The sequence below is a fragment of the Cribrihabitans pelagius genome, from assembly GCF_048820915.1.
Classification (GTDB): Bacteria; Pseudomonadota; Alphaproteobacteria; order Rhodobacterales; family Rhodobacteraceae; genus Cribrihabitans_A; species Cribrihabitans_A pelagius.
This window is the reverse complement of sequence record NZ_JBMERR010000035.1, coordinates 1-16571: the sequence shown is the minus strand read 5'-3', so window position 1 is coordinate 16571 and position 16571 is coordinate 1. Positions and strand designations below refer to the sequence as shown.

Here is a 16571-nt window from a genome sequence, read left to right as displayed (position 1 = left end):
CGTGCTTGCCGGCGCCGATCAGGCCTTCGACATCGGCCTCCATGATCAGCTGAAGAACGGCCTCAGCGACGGCGCGAAGGAAATCGCCGCCGTCCTGCTTTGCGAGAAGCTCGGAAAGGGCCATGTTGGTCTTGGTCATCGGGGTCTCCGTGTGGGTCGTGGTTGAAGCTGCGAAACTCCACCTCGACCATACACCTCGATGGCCACCCGGATTACACCGGCAGCGCCGATGAAATTACACCACGTCCGCGGACACTAACGTCAGTTACGACGACGGCAGAGACTTCATCGAGTTCCAACTGATCCATGACCGTCTGTACCGTATCAGTCGGCGATACTGTTGACACAACTGAACCTTTCTCTCTCAACACTGCATGAATCGACATACTTGCCTACTTGCTTCTTACTCTGTTGCTCGCTTCCCAGTTCGCCGGTTTTCAGAAAGTTTCCTGTACGCCTCCAGAACCGCGCGCCGGGTCGCCGTCGGCTGCTGTTCGATGGCGCTGGCGAGAGCTCGCAGTTCGCTCCGCAGACCATGCAACTGGTCCAACAGAGACAGGACCGTCGGAATCGCTCCGCCGGTGATCCCGATATCCTTTTTCAGGTCACAGATCAGCCGAAGACGCGCGACGTCCATGTCGTCGAACAGTAGACCATCGTTGCCCCGTTTTGGCCGGACCCAACCGGCCCGGACCCAGGCGCGCAGTTCCCGAAGGCGAAGCCGGCGCACCACTTCCACCACTTCTTTCTCCTGCAGCCTCATTCGTACTTCTCCATGGTTTTGCGCGGATCATGTCGAACCCTGTCGCGCCAGCGGCGTGCGAGTTCCTCAATTTCCTCATCAATCTTGTCGGGAAGAACGATCTTCAGCCGCACGAGCTGATCGCCCTGCTTGCCTTTCGCAGGCTGAATACCCTTGCCTTTGAGCCGCAAACGCCGTCCGCTGGATGCGCCCTTCGGGATGCGCATCGACACGGTTCCGGAGATTGTCGGGACATCGATCTTGCCGCCCAGGACGGCCTCGTCGAAGGTAATCGGCACCTCGATCTCGATATCACTGCCGTCGCGCCGGAACAGCGGATGGGAATTGACCGAGATCTCTACGAAAGCATCCCCTGCCGGGCCGCCGCCCATGCCCGGCTGACCCTTGCCGCGCAGGCGCAGCGTCTGCCCGTCGCGAATACCTGCAGGAATGCTCAGATCGATGGCTTGCCCGTCCGGCAAGGGCACTTTCCGCTTCGCGCCCTTTGCGGCATCCATGAAGTCGATATCGAGGTGGTATCGAACGTCGGCGCCACGGGCCGAGAAGCCGCGCGCCGTTCGGCCACCACCCCGCATTCGCTGTCCGAAGAGGTCAGCGAAAATATCCGAGGCATCGGCAAAATCATCAAACCCTGCGGTCGAATGGTAGCGGCGGCCGGTGTCAGCCCCCGCATATTGCCGGTAGAACTGGCGCTCCGGCCGTTCCTGCCCGCTTGCATCGATTTCACCGGCATCGAAACGGCGGCGTTTCTCTGGATCGCCCAGGATATCATAGGCGGTGCCGACGCGCTGGAATTCCGCCGCCTTGCCGGTGTCGCCGGGCGAGAGGTCCGGGTGCAGCTTTTTGGCGAGCTTGCGATAGGCCTTCTTGATCTCGGCCTGGCTCGCATCCTTCGGTACGCCCAGGATGTCATATGGATCGTCGCTCATGCAATGCTCCCCGCTCTTACCTGCGGATGGAGCTGCGGCTGTGAGGCAAAGGCCTTTTGCGGCTGTGTGCCGCGCCGCCTCTCAGTGCAGCGATCCGCTTCTCCAATGGCGGGTGGCTGGCGAAGATCGCCTGCATCGCGCCCGCGTCGAAAGCTAACGCGCGCATCTCGTCCGGCAAGGGTTGCGCCGTCGGCACGCGCCGCAACCGATCCAGCGCGGCGATCATGTTTTGCCGGCCGGCGAGCTGAGCGCCACCTTCATCGGCGCGGAACTCGCGCCAGCGCGAGAACCACATGACGATCGCCATGGCGAGGAAGCCAAGGATGACCTCGGCGACCAGCGACACGATCCAGAAACCCGGCCCGTGGCCGCGTTCGATGCGCAGCACAAGACGGTCGACCAGGAACCCGATCAGCCGCGACAGGAAAATAACGAAGGTGTTCACGACACCCTGGATGAGCGCCAGCGTAACCATGTCACCGTTGGCGGCGTGGCTGACTTCGTGGCCCAGAACCGCCTCGACTTCGCCTTTGCTCATGGTCTCCAGCAGACCGGTGCTGACGGCGATCAGCGCCTCATTCCGGTTCCAACCGGTGGCAAAGGCATTCGGCGAAGGGTGATCGAAAATTCCGACCTCGGGACGGCCGATCCCGGCCGCATCGGCTTGGGCGTGGACCGTTCCGACCAACCAGCGTTCGGTGGCGGTCCGCGGCGTGGCGATCACCCGTACCCCCATGCTTGCCTTGGCCATTGTCTTCGACAAGACAAGCGAAATCAGCGACCCCGAGAATCCGATGACGCCGGAGAATATCAAAAGCGCCTGAAGATCCAGATCGACACCGTTTGCCTGAAGCAAACCGTCGATCCCCAACAGCCGGAACGTCAGCGACAGAACGACGAGGATCGCGAGGTTCGTCCCAAGGAAGAGCGCAAGCCGCAGCATGACTTAGTCCTCCTCTTTTCCCCCGGAGCCGCGGCCCGAGGGCGAAGCGCTCACCGTCACCCGGGCCGGCCGGATCAGTCGCTGGCCGATGGCGAACCCGGGCCGATGCAGTGACAAGACCCGCCCGGGATTCGTGTTCCCGCTTTCCAGCGTCCCAATCGCTTCGTTCTGGTTCGGATCGAAGGCCACGTCCTCGGCGGCGATCGTTGTGACACCGAGGGCCTTCAGGCCGGTCTCGAAGGCGGTGCGGATGTTCCGCAGCCCTTCGAGATGGGCCACACTCCTGGGATCACCGGCCTCCGGATCTTTATGCGCGGCTTCGATACCGAGGGATAGCGCATCGAGCGCGGGGGCCAGTGCCTCGACCGCGACGGCAATACCGTGTTCACGCCCCTCCAAACGGGCCGCACTCGCGCACTTTCGCGCGTTTTCTGCGTCCGCCAAGGCCCGTTTCCACTTGTCGGTCAGCTGGCTGATCTCAGCGCCGGTGTCTGGTGCTGCATCACCTCCAGCCGGTTTGACCGGATCTTCAGCGGCGCGAAGCGGCTGCGCACCGGCTGCGGTCGTCACTATTTGTTCTTCCGTTTTCAGCTCTTCCTTTGCCATCTCATCCTCCTTTCCGGCGCAGTACGGCTTTACCGCATCACAAGGAAAATCCGCGCGGACCCGCGTTGCACCGTGAGCGCCAGCACCCCGTCGACACGGGCCAGATGTTGACGCAGGTCGCTCAGCGACGCGACGGGCACGCGGTTGACGGCCAGGATGATGTCGCCAGCTTCCAGCCCGGATCGCGCGGCCTGGCTGCCGGGGTCCAGCCTCGCGACAACCACACCGTTGAGGTTGCCGTAAAACGGGTCACCCGGCTGCAATTCGCGCAGCTCAGCTCCCGAAAGACGGTCGAGCACGCGGTCACCGGCCGCCGCGGCCGCGGGTCCAGCGTCGCGCAGCGTCGCTTCGATGGCCAGCGTTTCGCCATCGCGGATGACCTCGAGTTCGACAACGCTGCCGATCCGGCGCAGACCGATTTGGCTGCGCAGATCGGCAGAGCCCGAGACGGGCCGGCCGTCGACCGAGACGATCAGATCCCCGGCCTGCAACCCCGCCGCTTCCGCGGCACTGTCCGGTTCGACCTGTGTGACGACAGCGCCTACGCCTGCTTCGCTTCCAAGCGCATCTGCCAGGTCTGGAGTGAAGTCCTGGACGATGATGCCCAGGCGCCCGCGGCGGACCTCACCGAATTCGATCAGCTGGTCCATGACCGCCTGCGCCATGTTCGACGGCACCGAAAACCCAATGCCCACATTCCCGCCCGAAGGGGCGATGATCGCCGTGTTGATACCGATGAGGCGGCCGTCGAGCGTGATCAGCGCGCCACCGGAATTGCCGGGGTTGATCGAGGCGTCGGTCTGAATGAAGTCCTCGTAGCCGTCGACGTTAAGACCGCTGCGACCCAAGGCGCTGACGATGCCCGAGGTCACGGTTTGGCCGAGGCCAAACGGATTGCCGATTGCGAGCACGTAGTCGCCAACCTCCAGCCTGTCGCTGTCGCCCAGATCGAGGGCTTTGATGCTCTCCGCTTCGATCCGCAACAGCGCGATATCCGTTCCCGCGTCACTGCCGATCAATTCGGCGTCAAACTGGCGGCGGTCCTTCAAAGTCACGATGATCCGATCACCGTTCTCGATGACGTGATGATTGGTCAGCACGTAACCTTCCTCCGCATCTACAATCACACCCGATCCCGCGCTCATTTGCCGGCGCGGCTGAGGTTGCTGAGGCGTCGGGGGCATGTCGAAGAACCGTCTGAAGAACGGATCGTTGAAGAGCGGGTTCAATTCAGCCGTCTGGCGGCTTTCCACGGAGATGTTCACGACCGCCGGCGTCACCTCGGCCAGAAGCGGTGCCAGCGTCGGCAAGCCTTCGGAATTCCGGAAGACCGGTGCATCAGCCGTTTGCGAGGCGGCTGGCGCGGCAATAGTCAGGGTAACAACAAAAAGCGCCGCCAATGTGCGGGTGAGAAGAGAAATGAGTGCGGGCATTTTCCTGTCTCCTTATTTCGGTGAACTCCGTGGCCGGACGACCCCGGCCACATGCCCGCGAGGGGCAGTTTCGGGGCAGCAAGTGGCCGGCCGGCATCAGGTCTCCGAGGTGAAGAACCGTTCCTTGAACTTGGCGAAACTCTCACCGATCGTGCCGAGGATACCGCCGGCATCCTCCTCAGCTCCGATTTGCGCATCGAGCCGTTCCAGATCTTCGCGAAGCTCGGCGAAGCCGTCTTTTGTCCCGTATCCGGGCGCCTCTGCCAATTCGGGATGCTCATCCTGAACGGCATTTTCGACCGCGGCATCGGCCTGAGCCGACACCTCGCCGCTCAAATCCCCGGCGAGACCTGCGGCACCCATGGCTGTGAGCAGAGCCGCCCCGCCCGCAGCCGGCTTAAGTTTGCCAGAAACAGACATCGGGCCCTCCTTTCTCCGTCTGTCGATGGTCCAGTTTCCCCGGGGAAATGTGCTCCCCGGCACCGGATTTCACTTTGTGAAAAGTCATTCGGATATGGCGACCGGGCGCCCCGATCGCCAAGTGGGTCACGCTCCTTTCACGGGAATCCGCTTGATCCGCGCCTGTGCCTCGTCTGACTTGGGGAGCGTCACCGTCAGCACGCCGCGCTTGAACTGCGCTTCGGCTTTGTCAGCGTCGACTCCCGGCGGCAGCGGGATCGTACGGTAGAAGGCTCCATAGGAACGTTCGGCCATATATACGCCTTTGCGCTTCTCCTCGCGCGCGGCCTTTTTCTCACCGCGTATCGTCATCGCTTCGCCGGAGACCGAGACTTCGATGTCGTCTTCGGCCATGCCGGGCAGCTCGATGGCGATTTCAACGCTGTCGTCGGTTTCTGCGACATCCGTGCTCGGCCCGAAGGTGCCGATCGGGTTCATTCGACCGTTCCATCCAGTCTCGACACGCTGCCAGAAATTCTCAAAGACGCTGTTGATGTCGCGCTGCAAGGTCGCGAGGGGGTTGTTCGAGGTCGAGCCTTCGTGTTCCGGGGTCTTGTCCTTGTCACGACCCCAGGGAATGAGATCGCTGATCTGCATGGTTTCATTCTCCTTTCGCGTGTTGGGTTAAGCGGTCTTGACCGTGATCTTCCGCGGTTTCGCCTCTGCCGCCCGCGGCAGTTCGAGCCGCAGAACGCCGTTCTTAAAATCGGCGTTGATCTTGTCCTGATCGACGGCGTCGGACAGGGTGAAGACCCGGCTGTAGCCGCCTTCCCGATATTCCGATGACAGGCGGCGATATCCTTCCGGCGCGTTGCGTGTCACCCGGCCCGTCAGGGTAAGCACCTGGCGCTCAAGGGTGATGTCCACGTCTTCGGGAGCAACACCCGGCATGTCCGCGAGGATCACCGTCGCATCCTCTTTCTCGAAGATGTCGACAGCCGGGGTGAAGACCCGCCCGGCGGGATTATCGGCCCCGTTTCGGGTGCTGATGCCGCGTCCGCCTTGGGTTGTCAGTTCCTGTGCCATGTTATCCTCCTTTCTGAAGGCTTGCTTACGGCCTGATCGAGATCCGTTTGGGTTTTTCGTCCTCCGGGCGCTGCATCTCGACCGTCAGGATGCCGTGTTCGAACCGCGCATCGACCTGATCTGCGTCGATGCGGAACGGCAGTTCGACGGACCGCGAGAATTTACCCTTGGGCCGCTCGCGGCGATGCCAGGCAATGTCCTCGCCGGTGTCGTGATCGGTGAACTCACCCCGCAGCGAGATCATGCTGTCCTGCACGGTCAGTTCGATGCTGTCTTCCGAGAGACCGGGGAGTTCAGCAGTCATGACGATACTGTCCTCGCCGGCCCAGAAATTCACCGGCGGATAGATCGATGCGCGGCGCGCTGTGCCCGCGCTGTCGAATATGCGGTTCAGATCGTCCTGCATACGGCGCATTTCAGCAAGGGGATCGCCAGCCCCGAACGGGTCAAATCGTGTTTGAAGCATTCTCGTCCTCCTTTCTTTTGCTCGTGCCACTCCGTTCATGACACCGCGTGCAACCGCGGCCATCGCAAGAATGGCGTAGAAGTAACGGTGGTGCTGGGGAGGTCGATGAGGCGGATTGCAGGAGGGACGCAACGCCACTGCATTGGCGGAAGTGAACCCGCGCCAACGCTATTCTGGCAATCAGACCAGCGACTGCAGAAAGAGCCAGCCGCCCGTATCCACTACCTGGGGACCCGCCATCGGCATCCCCGGACACCATTGGATTTGGAAAGGGTATTGTTGATGTCAAGGCCCCTCTGGAATTTTTTTGAGATCAACCCCAGATCACAGTCAACGCGGAAACAGGGTCCGGGAAGGAGGTGCAAAATGGACCAGAAGAATAAGATCAATCTGTGGTATTTCGTACTCGCATTTTTCGGTGTCCTGTTGGTGCAGGACCTTTGGCTGCGGTCACAAACGATCGAGGCGATCCCGTATAGCCAGTTCGAGGAATATGTCGAAGAAGACCTTGTCGACAACGTCGTAATCGGCGCTGATCGCATCACCGGGTCCTTCACGATCCCACAAGACGGCAAGACGGAATTTGTGACCACCCGTGTCGAACCCGGGCTGGCCGAATTGCTTCGCGATCACGACATCACCTATACCGGTGCCGTCGAGAGCACATGGTTCGGTACACTTCTGTCGTGGATCGTTCCGGCGCTGGTGTTCGTCGGCCTTTGGTTCCTGTTGTTCCGAAAGTTCGCCGAGAAACAGGGCTTCGGCGGCTTCATGTCCATCGGCAAGAGCCGGGCGAAGGTCTATGTGGAGACGGACACCAAAACCCAATTTGACGACGTCGCGGGCGTTGATGAGGCGAAAGCCGAACTTCGGGAAATCGTCGAGTTCCTGAAGGACCCCGAAGGTTACGGCGCACTTGGCGCCCGCATGCCGAAGGGCGTGCTGCTGGTCGGCCCGCCGGGGACGGGCAAGACGATGCTCGCCCGCGCGGTCGCCGGCGAGGCCGGTGTGCCGTTCTTTTCCATTTCTGGGTCGGAGTTCGTGGAAATGTTCGTCGGTGTCGGCGCGGCACGGGTGCGTGATCTTTTCGAGCAGGCGCGCGCCAGGGCCCCCGCCATCATATTTGTCGATGAGCTCGACGCGCTCGGACGCGCCCGCGGCGCAACGCCGGGTGCCGGCGGCCATGATGAGCGCGAGCAGACCCTGAACCAGCTTCTGACCGAACTCGACGGCTTCGATTCCTCCAGCGGGTTGGTTCTTCTTGCGGCAACCAACCGTCCGGAAATCCTCGACCTGGCCCTGTTGCGGGCAGGCCGCTTCGACCGGCAAGTCCTGGTCGACCGGCCCGACCGTGCCGGACGCGTAGCGATCCTCGAAGTGCATATGAAGAAGATCAAGGCCGCGCGGGAGGTTTCGCCTGAAGAGATCGCAGCGCTGACAACCGGCTTCTCCGGCGCCGATCTTGCCAACCTCGTCAATGAAGCTGCGCTGCTCGCCACACGCCGCGGTGCAGGCAACGTCAAGATGGAGGATTTCACCAATGCCATCGAGCGGATCGTCGCGGGGCTGGAAAAACGCAACCGGCTTCTCAATCCGCGCGAACGCGAAATCGTCGCCTATCACGAGATGGGGCACGCGCTGACCGCGATGGCCTTGCCGGGCGCGGACGAGGTCCACAAGGTCTCGATCATCCCGCGGGGCATCGGCGCGCTCGGCTACACGATCCAGCGCCCGACAGAGGATCGGTTTCTGATGACGCGTGAAGAACTGGAGAACAAGATTGCCGTTCTGCTAGGCGGCCGCGCGGCCGAGGCGCTGATCTTCGGGCATCTGTCCACAGGTGCCTCGGACGATCTGGCCAAGGCGACCGATATCGGGCGGTCGATGGCCACGCGCTATGGCATGAATGAAGAACTGGGTTTCGTGAGCTACGAAGACGCCAAGCCCGATTTCCTTGGCCGAAGGAATGGGCCCGGAAACGAGGCCGCCTATAGCGAAACAACGGCGGAACTCATCGACGCCTCAGTGCGCGAAACAATCGCTGCGGTGTACGAGCGGGTTTATGCGCTTCTGGAGACAAACCGGGAATTGCTGGAAAGGTCAGCCAGGGATCTGCTGGAGCGTGAAACCCTGACCGACGCCGATCTTCAGGTCTACAAGGACGACCTGGTGCCTGAAAGCGATCCGGACCTCGAGCGGACGGCCTGAGATCAGGTCAGGCCGTCGCACGCTCCCCACCTGCTGGCGGTCCGATGCCGCCGGACCAAAGCGGCAACGGGCCGCTTGCCGGGAACGTTTCCACCAGCAGTTCATTGAGCCGGTCTCCGGCTTCGCTGCCGGTATCGGGCTTCGCCGCCCTCATGTTCGTTTTGACCGGATGAGCGGGCTCGGTCGAGCCTTGATGCAGGAAGAAACTGCCTTGCATCGCGCTCACCTACGTAACCTGCCAAGTTTCGATCTGTTCGCGGCAGCTCTTGCGAGCGGGCTTGCGCTCGTTTTCGGGAAGAGCGTAGACCCTCCACCCCTGCTCTTTGCCGAAGCGGAATGCCGCCTCGCGGGTTGGGAAGGTCAATCTTATCTGACGCGCAGGATCAGAACAGCTTGTCCAGCCCATCAGCGGCTCCAATTCCAACGGGCGCTGCGGTTCAAGTTGGAGCAGCCAATTCCTGGACCGCGGCGCCGATTGCATGGGATTGCGGGCCGGTCGATAGACGAACGCGATTGGAGCAGCGAAATCACTCGATTTTGGTAAGAGCGATGTATCGCTTCCGGCAGTGGGATACTTCATATGCTCGCCAGAATTCCTATCCTGTTTTTCTTCCGAAACACATGTCTGAGGTGACCCTCTCTGGATGTCGCCAAGTTTCATATCCATAGATCCCTCCTTTCGCTGAACTGCGCTGCAAGTTTCATTAAAACAAAACCTGAGACAGGATTTCATCTTTTCAAGATTTTGCAGGCCGCCAGTCGTTCCCCATATGTCTACAAATTCACCATTCGATCCTCGGATTGTCCCATGCGTCGACCGGCTGCTTCTGCGTCGGATGGCGTGTCGCCGGATCCGGCCGCGTTCCAAGCAACCCTCAGACAGGTCGCGCCACTTCTGCTGGCCGTGACATTTCTGATCGTGGGGCACGGCCTGCAAGGCACATTGCCCGGCCTGCGCGGTGGCCTGGAGGGGATGAATGCGCGCAGCATCGGCCTCATCATGTCGGCCTACTTCGCCGGTTTCATCATCGCGTCATTTCACTGCGTGCGATTGATCGAGGCGCTCGGGCATATCCGCACGTTCGCGGCGCTCGCGTCCGTCACCTCTGCTGTGGCATTGGCTTATGTCTTGCAGATCAGCGTTACGGGGTGGTTGATTCTGCGGGTCATCAACGGCCTCTGTTTCGCAGGCATGATCCTCGTCGTAGAAAGCTGGCTGAACGCAGGCACGAACTCCCGCTGGCGCGGCCGCGTACTTGCGGTGTACGGGAGCATCACTCTGGCTGCGTGGGCCGCGAGTCAGCCGCTTCTCTCACTGGCAGACCCAAGCGGCTTCATTCTCTTCTGCTTGGTCTCGGTCGTGGTGTCGCTGGCGCTCGTGCCCGTGACGTTGGCCCGGACAAGCGTGTCGCCGGATGTCGGGGCGGACCGGTTGTCTGCGAAACGCCTTTTCGACGCTTCGCCCATCGGGGTCATCGGCACATTCCTGATCGGGGTCTGGGCCAGCGCGTTCTGGGGCATGGGGCCAACCTATGGTCAGATGTCGGGGCTCGATACCGGGGCAAACGCTGCCCTGATCTCCGCTGTTATGGTCGGTGCCGCGGTCGGGCAATGACCTGTCGGCTGGCTTTCGGGCTTGATCGACCGCCGTGTCGTGATCGCTGGCGTAGCTCTGGCGGCCGCCGCGTGCGGCCTAGGCCTGAGCAGGACCGACGGTGCAGACCAAGGTGCCCTGCTGATCCGGGCCGCGCTTTTTGGCGCCACCAGCATCACGCCCTGCTCGGTCATCATCGCCCATGTGAATGACCGCGTGGCACAGACAGGGCTTCTCGCCGCGGCCAGCGGCCTGTTGGTCAGCTGCGGCGCGGGCTCCACCATCGGACCCATCGTTGAGGGACCGCGGTGGAACAGTGCGGCGCGTCGATGCTGTTTGTCGGCTCTGCTATCATACAAGGCTGTTTCGCACTCTTCATTGCCTGGCGTATCGCCGTGGAACGCTCCGTTCCGAAGGCCGACGAAGACGGGTTCGCCGCTATGCCTTCGACGGCGACCAGCCGCATTGGCGTTGAACTGAACCGCCATGTGGCTGAATTTCCAGGACACCTAAAGCGATCCAAGAAGGTTGAACCGCGCCGGCCTGCCCGGAGAGCAATACTGTCAAACGATAGCTCTCCACGGACAGGGAGAAAAATCGACGAGCCCCGACTCGGCCGCGTTCCGCGAGCGGAAAGTTCAGATGACAGGAGACCATCTTGATAGTTACCGGAGACTGACGGCCGCAGTACGCGACACCGCCAGCTTGAGCTGCGCGGACCTGCTGGGTGTTCAGTCCCGGCATCTGGTGGATCGGGTTTAAGATGAATCGATCCGGCTCGGATGTCCAGATTTTGCAGATGTATTCCTAAGGCGTGAGGCCGCTGAGGGTCTTGAGCCTGCGCGCAAAGTTGCAAGCCGCGGTGAAGTCGCCGAGGTGCGTGCGAAGCTGCGCGTGGTTGTCGCAGTGGAAGCGCTTAACGGCGGCCTCCTGGATCGTGCGGTTCATGCGCTCAACCTGGCCGTTGGTCCAAGGATGGTTGGGCTTGGTCAGGCGCTGTTCGATCTCATTGGCCTCGCAGATCATGTCGAAGCGCATCTGCCGGGAATGGGCCGTCTTCCGGTTCCCGGGCTGGCCGGCGAACTGGATCCCGCTCGCCATTGGGCCCGAACCAATGGCGCCTTCAATGGCGCGCTCAGTCAAGATCGTGCGGATCCGGTAAGGAACGACCTCCAGAAGGTGTTCGAGGACCTCCCAAGCCGTCCGCCGGTCGGCCTTCCCGGCCAGTTGGGTGACTGCGCACTTGCTGGTCCGGTCGATGGCAACGAAGAGATAGAGCTTTCCTTCGGCTGTCTGCACTTCGGCGATATCCATGTGAAAGAAGCCAATGGGGCAGCGCTTGGAGCGCTGACGCTTGGGCTTGTCCCCCCTGGACATCCGGCAACCGCGAGGTGCCATGCCGCTGAAGACAGCGGTGCCGCGCTGACCGGGTCAGGTGCGGTATGGAGGGCTGCAAGGCGTATAGACAATCATCCAGCGGCGGGAGCGTTTGCCGGCGAAACGCCACCACCATTGCCTCGTCAGCCTCGCTGAGAACGGTCGAACGCGGCTCTTTCGGTCCGGTCTTTCTATCCTCGACCGTCTCGCGCTTGCGCCATTTCGCGACGGTTTTCGGATTGATCCCCGGCTCCCGGCTCAACTCCGCGGTCGAAGCTTGCCCCTCTCGGGACATTGCTGCGCAATGCCCTGCCGGGCAGTGGATCGCTGTATTGCTGCTCGGATGGCGGGCGTGCCCTATCGGCAGATTGCTCCGCAATCGCCTGCCGGGTGACAGTGCGTGGCGCTGCCGTGACGAACTTGTCCCATAGAGCTTCCTTCCATTCTCGTGAATGGATCGCACCATCAAACCCTGGGATCAAACACCTAGGTCAAATTCGCAGAACACGCGCCTGTGCGGGACGCAGTGGCGCTTTTGGTGCCGGGACCCGCGGCCCGGCACGCACCCGTATTTTACGCAGTCATCCCAATGAGAAAAGGAAGTCATCGGCGGCGGAGAGCTGGTTGAGGGGGACGCCCACCAGCGTGGTTGTACCGCCGGCATAGGAAAAGACGGTGTTGCCGCCGATCTCGGATGCGTTGTTCAATGCGTCCTGGGCGCCGGCATAGACGTTTCCGTAAACCAGCGCGTCATCGGGTCCGCCGGCGGTAAAGTCGAAGATCAGGTCATTGCCTGGGCCCAGGACGAAAAGGTCGTTGCCGGCACCGCCGCACAACTCGTCGTCACCGCCGCCGCCATCCAGCACATCGTCGCCGCCGGCGGTGTCCGTCGGGTCGGTGGAATCGCCGTAGAGCTTGTCGTTGCCTTCGCCGCCCAGGAGTGTGTCATTGCCAGCGATGACCCCGGCGCCAAGATCGGAGGCATCGCCAACCAGCGTGTCATTGCCGGAGCCGCCCCTCAGCGTGTCATTGCCTGCCGTCGCGGATGTATCAAAGCCCGACACAGTGATCTCGCCCCGGACGTCCCCAAAGAGCAGGTCGTTGCCGCCCTGGCCGTGCAGCGCGTCGTCGCCGCCCAAGATGCTTCCCGTGGAGCCTGCGGCGATATTGCCGCCTGCATCCCCGGCGAGGATATCGTCGCCTTGGCCGCCAAGCAGGGTATCGTTGCCGCAGACAGCGACGCTGCCGCCGGAGTCTCCCGGAATGCTCTCGCCGCTGATCACGTCGCCCCCCGCGTCGCCAAACAGCTCATCCATGCCGGAGCCGCCATAGATCAAGTCATTACCGAGGGTAACGCTGGAAAAGTCGCTGAAGGACAGCACGTCGTTTTGGGCGTCCCCGAACAGGCTGTCATCGCCGTGACCGCCGCGGATTTCGTCAGAGCCTACCAGCATGGGACCGTCGCTCTGCAAGGAGCGCACGTCATTGCCGGCATCGCCGGCAATCACATCATGGCCATTGCCGCCGCCCAGCAGGTCATCGCCGCCGTTGGCCCCTGCGTCCAAGTTCTCATCACCGAAATCCGCGGCCGCGTCACCGAATATGCTGTCGTTGCCGAACCCGCCCCAGATCGTGTCGGCGCCGGTGACCAGGAACGAGAGGTCGGCGAAGTCGGTCCTCGCATCGCCGCCGGCATCCCCGGCAAGGAAGTCATCGCCGCCGCCGCCTTCGATCGAGTCGTCTCCGCCGAAGCCGCCAAAGGTGCCGCTCAGCAGATCGGTTCCGGCGTCGCCGAAGATGCTGTCATCGCCATTGCCGCCCCGCAAGGTGTCGTGTCCGGCGCTGGCACTGTCGAACCCTCTGAAGACGCCGCCGGCATCGCCGAAGATCCGGTCGTTGCCGCCACCGCCCTCGATCAGGTCGTCTCCTCCCGCCTGTTCCGGGGGGAATGCGTTATCGCCCCTGGCCCGGATATCGCCTCCGGCGTCCCCAAAGAGGTGGTCATTGCCGGTCCCGCCAAAGATCGTGTCATTGCCGCCCCTCGCATCGCCAAAGTCGGGGTCGGGTCCCTCCTCCTGCTCCCTGATGTCCCCGATGGCGTCGCCATAAATCCAATCGTTGCCCCCATGGCCGTTCAGAAGGTCATCACCGCCGATGATTTCGACCGGAACGTCAAGCCCCGCGCCAAGAACATTGAAACTGCCGCCGATGTCGCCGGTCAGGGTGTCATGACCGCTGCCGCCCAGCAGCGTGTCATCGCCCGCCAGCGCCGTGGCATCGCCGTCCCCGTTGAAATCGCCGCCGGCATCGCCGAACAGCTGGTCATTGCCGAACCCGCCATGCAGCAGATCATGCCCGGTCTCAAAGAGCACAAAGGAAACCCCGAAGGCGTTCAGGTCATTCCCGGCATCCCCGTACAGGCTGTCGTCGCCCGATCCGCCTTCGATCTTGTCGTTTCCCGAGATCACGATTCCGTCCGTGCTGCGCTGCGATATGTCCGTGCCCGCATCGCCGGCAATCAGGTCGTCGCCTTTGCCCCCGGTCAGGGTATCGTCGCCGCCAAAGGCAAAGGCATCGGCCACTTCGGACGTCTGGAGGTGGCTGCGCGCATCGCCAAAGATGCTGTCATTGCCGGAGCGGCCCAGGATCCGGTCATCCCCGCCCCTGACCTGGTCGTCCGAAGAGCCCCCGGCCGCCAGCCCGGCGGTCATTCCGCCCCCCGCGTCACCGGCCAGAAGGTCGTTCCCGCGCCCGCCGTCGATCCAGTCATCGCCGCCTTCGGCCCCCAGGAAACCGCCTTCGAGATCGCCGCCTGCGTCCCCGAAAATCTGATCGTGGCCGTTGCCGCCGCGCAGCGTGTCGCCGCCGCCGCTGATCCCGTCCTCGCCGCTGATCCGGAGGCCCGCATCGCCGTGGAGAGTATCGTTGCCATCTCCGCCCACCAGCAGGTCGTTGCCCCCCGTCAGGCCATTCCCTTCCAGGTTTCCGGAAGCATCGCCGGAGAGCACATCATTGCCCGTTTGGCCAAAAAGCGAGTCGTTGCCGGCAAGGAAGGTTGCGCCGGAACCAGCGAAGATGCTGCCTCCCGCGTCGCCCGCAAGCGTGTCGTTGCCGTGGCCTCCCGCCAGGTAGTCGGAGCCGGCTTCGATCGATCCGCCCGGCCCGGCCTCCGCAGCGATGTCTTCGCCCGCATCGCCGGCCAGCAGATCATCCCCGCTTCCGCCGGTGAGTGTGTCGGCGCCGGCCGCGACGCTGCCGTTCCCGGCGGTCCGGATGCTTTGAACGGTATCTCCAAACAGATCGTCGTCGCCGCCGCGGCCGCGAATGTCGTCGTCATTCAGGATGACATCGGGGGTGGCGGGCGAAGGCGCGATGTCATACGCGCTGTCGCCGAAAAGCAAATCATTGTTCGGGGTGCCGACGATAAGTGCCATTTCTGTAGCTCCTTGTTCGGTCGTTCTGACCTTGGCCCAGCCTCCCGGAAAGGCAGCGGTCTGATGTCACGTCACAGAAGCGGAATCGGGCGGACCGATTGCCGTTTGGAGGACCGTTGCCGCCGGGAAACCAGCCCTGCGGCTGCGCGGCATTGCGGGCTTTTGGAGGGAGGTGCCACCGGTTCACCGCTCCCGGACGCCGACCTTGGAATCCGGCTGCGCGCCTATCCAAGCCGAGGCCGGAGATTAAGTGCAATCCATGCGTCAGTTTTCGGCGGAAACCACAACCTTAACCACACCCTGAAAATAGCCATCGCGCCGGCTTTCAGCAAGCTCCCTGGTTGTAGTCATTTGGAGCTACTGCTGTTCAAAAAATATATTGCGCTTTGCAGTTGCATGCCCGCATTGAGGCGGTCCAGCTCGCAGCAGAAGTAAAAATCGCGCGCGCAGGCAAATCCGGCGTGAGCTCTTGTGACGTTTTTCAAGAGGTCGTCAGACTCCGAAGGAAGATACCGCATGGTATGCTGAGAACTGATTTTGTGTCGTTAAATCCTGGCCCTGGGTGTCGCGCGCGCCTGAAAATGATCCCAGGACGGGGATCATCACCGCCACGCTCTTGGGGCCAGTCTGGATCGCAACTATCCCCTGCTGCTGTCCGGTGTCGTTCGCAAACCTCCGCGACAATCGGGCGGGTGCTGCAAGACGCGGCACGCAGCTGGCTAGGGGCGTATGCTGCCTGGGTCTGGGGTTGCAATACCGCTGGGTCGTGCGCGGACCAAATTATGGATCAATAAATTACCCCTTTGGAGAGAGCCGATTCTGGTTTACCCTATGTAAGCTTTCACGGCGAAGGCACGTCCGGATTGTTGTTTTGTGACTGGTTACGAGTTTTCAGGCCGGCCAAATACTTGAAACTGTTCCATGGAAAGGTCCGGGCATCTGCGCCCGGACCTTTCTATCGGGATCGAATTCTCTGTGAGCCTGCGCTGACCCCATTCTCAGCCTAACAACCCAAGCAGCTTCAACATGACCTCAGGCCGTCCGGGAAATTACCCAAGCGTGACGGACGCGACCAAACCCGCTGTGCATCACCCTTCGGCGGGTACTGGAGGTTAGGGGAAGTATCGCTTCTTAAGTGACATGAAGCCGGCGGTCCGGAGCTTGCCAGTTCTCATGGGATTGAAGCATGAATTCTGAAGGCCCTTCCTTAGGGTCAGGACTCATAGCCAGTAAATGACGAGTGCGGCGAGGGCGATGGCTGAGAGGAAGACCTTCGGGCATCTGTCGTATCGGGTCGCCACACGCCGCCAATCCTTCAGCCTGCCGAACATGA

14 protein-coding genes and 3 pseudogenes are annotated in these 16571 nt (G+C 62.1%); 2 read left to right on the top strand and 15 right to left on the bottom strand.

Annotated features, from left to right (window positions below):
- The 10 genes and pseudogenes from ACOHX0_RS20685 to ACOHX0_RS20640 all read right to left on the bottom strand — a co-directional run.
- A pseudogene (locus tag ACOHX0_RS20685) lies at positions 1–139 on the bottom strand (IS256 family transposase); the annotation flags it as partial.
- Positions 140–403: 264 nt separating this feature from the next.
- Complete coding sequence (locus ACOHX0_RS20680) at positions 404–763, bottom strand: MerR family transcriptional regulator (protein WP_420679133.1); 360 nt, start codon at positions 761–763, stop codon at positions 404–406.
- The gene (locus tag ACOHX0_RS20675) at positions 760–1692 is read right to left on the bottom strand and encodes a DnaJ C-terminal domain-containing protein (protein WP_420679131.1); all 933 of its coding nucleotides are present in this window, start codon (positions 1690–1692) and stop codon (positions 760–762) included. Before ACOHX0_RS20675 ends, ACOHX0_RS20680 begins: the two co-directional genes overlap by 4 nt.
- Before the next feature lie 16 nt (positions 1693–1708).
- Positions 1709–2635: a protease HtpX gene (gene htpX, locus ACOHX0_RS20670; RefSeq protein ID WP_420679130.1), complete on the bottom strand. Its 927-nt coding sequence runs from the start codon at positions 2633–2635 to the stop codon at positions 1709–1711.
- Between the two features lie 3 nt (positions 2636–2638).
- Entirely contained in the window at positions 2639–3241 is a 603-nt protein-coding gene (locus tag ACOHX0_RS20665; RefSeq protein ID WP_420679129.1) for a nucleotide exchange factor GrpE, read from the bottom strand.
- A gap of 29 nt (positions 3242–3270) precedes the next feature.
- A complete protein-coding gene (locus tag ACOHX0_RS20660; protein ID WP_420679128.1) occupies positions 3271–4674 on the bottom strand; it encodes a DegQ family serine endoprotease in 1404 nt (467 codons plus the stop codon).
- Positions 4675–4770: 96 nt separating this feature from the next.
- Positions 4771–5094: a hypothetical protein gene (locus ACOHX0_RS20655; RefSeq protein WP_420679127.1), complete on the bottom strand. Its 324-nt coding sequence runs from the start codon at positions 5092–5094 to the stop codon at positions 4771–4773.
- 126 nt (positions 5095–5220) lie between these two features.
- Positions 5221–5730, bottom strand: coding sequence for an Hsp20/alpha crystallin family protein (locus ACOHX0_RS20650; RefSeq protein WP_420679126.1), 510 nt, complete (start codon positions 5728–5730; stop codon positions 5221–5223).
- A gap of 27 nt (positions 5731–5757) precedes the next feature.
- Positions 5758–6159 carry an Hsp20/alpha crystallin family protein gene (locus tag ACOHX0_RS20645; RefSeq protein WP_420679125.1) on the bottom strand — a complete coding sequence of 134 codons (402 nt, stop codon included), beginning with the start codon at positions 6157–6159 and terminating at the stop codon, positions 5758–5760.
- Positions 6160–6184: 25 nt separating this feature from the next.
- Positions 6185–6625, bottom strand: coding sequence for an Hsp20/alpha crystallin family protein (locus ACOHX0_RS20640; protein WP_420679124.1), 441 nt, complete (start codon positions 6623–6625; stop codon positions 6185–6187).
- A 366-nt stretch (positions 6626–6991) separates the two neighbouring features.
- Here ACOHX0_RS20640 and ftsH point away from each other — a divergent pair, with 366 nt between their 5' ends.
- Positions 6992–8833, top strand: coding sequence for an ATP-dependent zinc metalloprotease FtsH (gene ftsH / locus ACOHX0_RS20635; RefSeq protein ID WP_420679123.1), 1842 nt, complete (start codon positions 6992–6994; stop codon positions 8831–8833).
- Positions 8834–8840: 7 nt separating this feature from the next.
- Here ftsH and ACOHX0_RS20630 read toward each other — a convergent pair whose 3' ends face one another.
- Both ACOHX0_RS20630 and ACOHX0_RS20625 read right to left on the bottom strand, forming a co-directional pair.
- Positions 8841–9050, bottom strand: coding sequence for a hypothetical protein (locus tag ACOHX0_RS20630; RefSeq protein ID WP_420679122.1), 210 nt, complete (start codon positions 9048–9050; stop codon positions 8841–8843).
- Positions 9051–9059: 9 nt separating this feature from the next.
- A complete protein-coding gene (locus ACOHX0_RS20625) occupies positions 9060–9500 on the bottom strand; it encodes an NADH dehydrogenase ubiquinone Fe-S protein 4 (RefSeq protein WP_420679121.1) in 441 nt (146 codons plus the stop codon).
- Between the two features lie 141 nt (positions 9501–9641).
- Between ACOHX0_RS20625 and ACOHX0_RS20620 the strand changes: the two genes are divergently transcribed.
- The gene (locus ACOHX0_RS20620; RefSeq protein WP_420679120.1) at positions 9642–10448 is read left to right on the top strand and encodes an MFS transporter; all 807 of its coding nucleotides are present in this window, start codon (positions 9642–9644) and stop codon (positions 10446–10448) included.
- Between the two features lie 705 nt (positions 10449–11153).
- Here ACOHX0_RS20620 and ACOHX0_RS20615 read toward each other — a convergent pair.
- The 3 genes and pseudogenes from ACOHX0_RS20615 to ACOHX0_RS20605 all read right to left on the bottom strand — a co-directional run.
- Positions 11154–12165 (bottom strand): annotated as a pseudogene (locus ACOHX0_RS20615) (integrase core domain-containing protein); the annotation flags it as partial.
- 220 nt (positions 12166–12385) lie between these two features.
- Positions 12386–15238, bottom strand: a complete 2853-nt coding sequence (locus tag ACOHX0_RS20610; RefSeq protein WP_420679119.1) for a beta strand repeat-containing protein — start codon at positions 15236–15238, stop codon at positions 12386–12388.
- 1220 nt (positions 15239–16458) lie between these two features.
- A pseudogene (locus ACOHX0_RS20605) lies at positions 16459–16571 on the bottom strand (IS5/IS1182 family transposase); the annotation flags it as partial.

Bases quoted from the DNA above. Each gene is read 5' to 3' on its own strand.
- ACOHX0_RS20625 (WP_420679121.1), bottom strand. From the start codon at position 9,500: ATGGATATGAAACTTGGCGACATCCAGAGAGGGTCACCTCAGACATGT.
- ACOHX0_RS20645 (WP_420679125.1), bottom strand. From the start codon at position 6,159: ATGGCACAGGAACTGACAACCCAAGGCGGACGCGGCATCAGCACCCGA.
- htpX (WP_420679130.1), bottom strand. From the start codon at position 2,635: ATGCTGCGGCTTGCGCTCTTCCTTGGGACGAACCTCGCGATCCTCGTC.
- ACOHX0_RS20620 (WP_420679120.1), top strand. From the start codon at position 9,642: ATGCGTCGACCGGCTGCTTCTGCGTCGGATGGCGTGTCGCCGGATCCG.
- ftsH (WP_420679123.1), top strand. From the start codon at position 6,992: ATGGACCAGAAGAATAAGATCAATCTGTGGTATTTCGTACTCGCATTT.
- ACOHX0_RS20650 (WP_420679126.1), bottom strand. From the start codon at position 5,730: ATGCAGATCAGCGATCTCATTCCCTGGGGTCGTGACAAGGACAAGACC.
- ACOHX0_RS20675 (WP_420679131.1), bottom strand. From the start codon at position 1,692: ATGAGCGACGATCCATATGACATCCTGGGCGTACCGAAGGATGCGAGC.
- ACOHX0_RS20640 (WP_420679124.1), bottom strand. From the start codon at position 6,625: ATGCTTCAAACACGATTTGACCCGTTCGGGGCTGGCGATCCCCTTGCT.
- ACOHX0_RS20665 (WP_420679129.1), bottom strand. From the start codon at position 3,241: ATGGCAAAGGAAGAGCTGAAAACGGAAGAACAAATAGTGACGACCGCA.
- ACOHX0_RS20610 (WP_420679119.1), bottom strand. From the start codon at position 15,238: ATGGCACTTATCGTCGGCACCCCGAACAATGATTTGCTTTTCGGCGAC.
- ACOHX0_RS20630 (WP_420679122.1), bottom strand. From the start codon at position 9,050: ATGCAAGGCAGTTTCTTCCTGCATCAAGGCTCGACCGAGCCCGCTCAT.
- ACOHX0_RS20660 (WP_420679128.1), bottom strand. From the start codon at position 4,674: ATGCCCGCACTCATTTCTCTTCTCACCCGCACATTGGCGGCGCTTTTT.
- ACOHX0_RS20680 (WP_420679133.1), bottom strand. From the start codon at position 763: ATGAGGCTGCAGGAGAAAGAAGTGGTGGAAGTGGTGCGCCGGCTTCGC.
- ACOHX0_RS20655 (WP_420679127.1), bottom strand. From the start codon at position 5,094: ATGTCTGTTTCTGGCAAACTTAAGCCGGCTGCGGGCGGGGCGGCTCTG.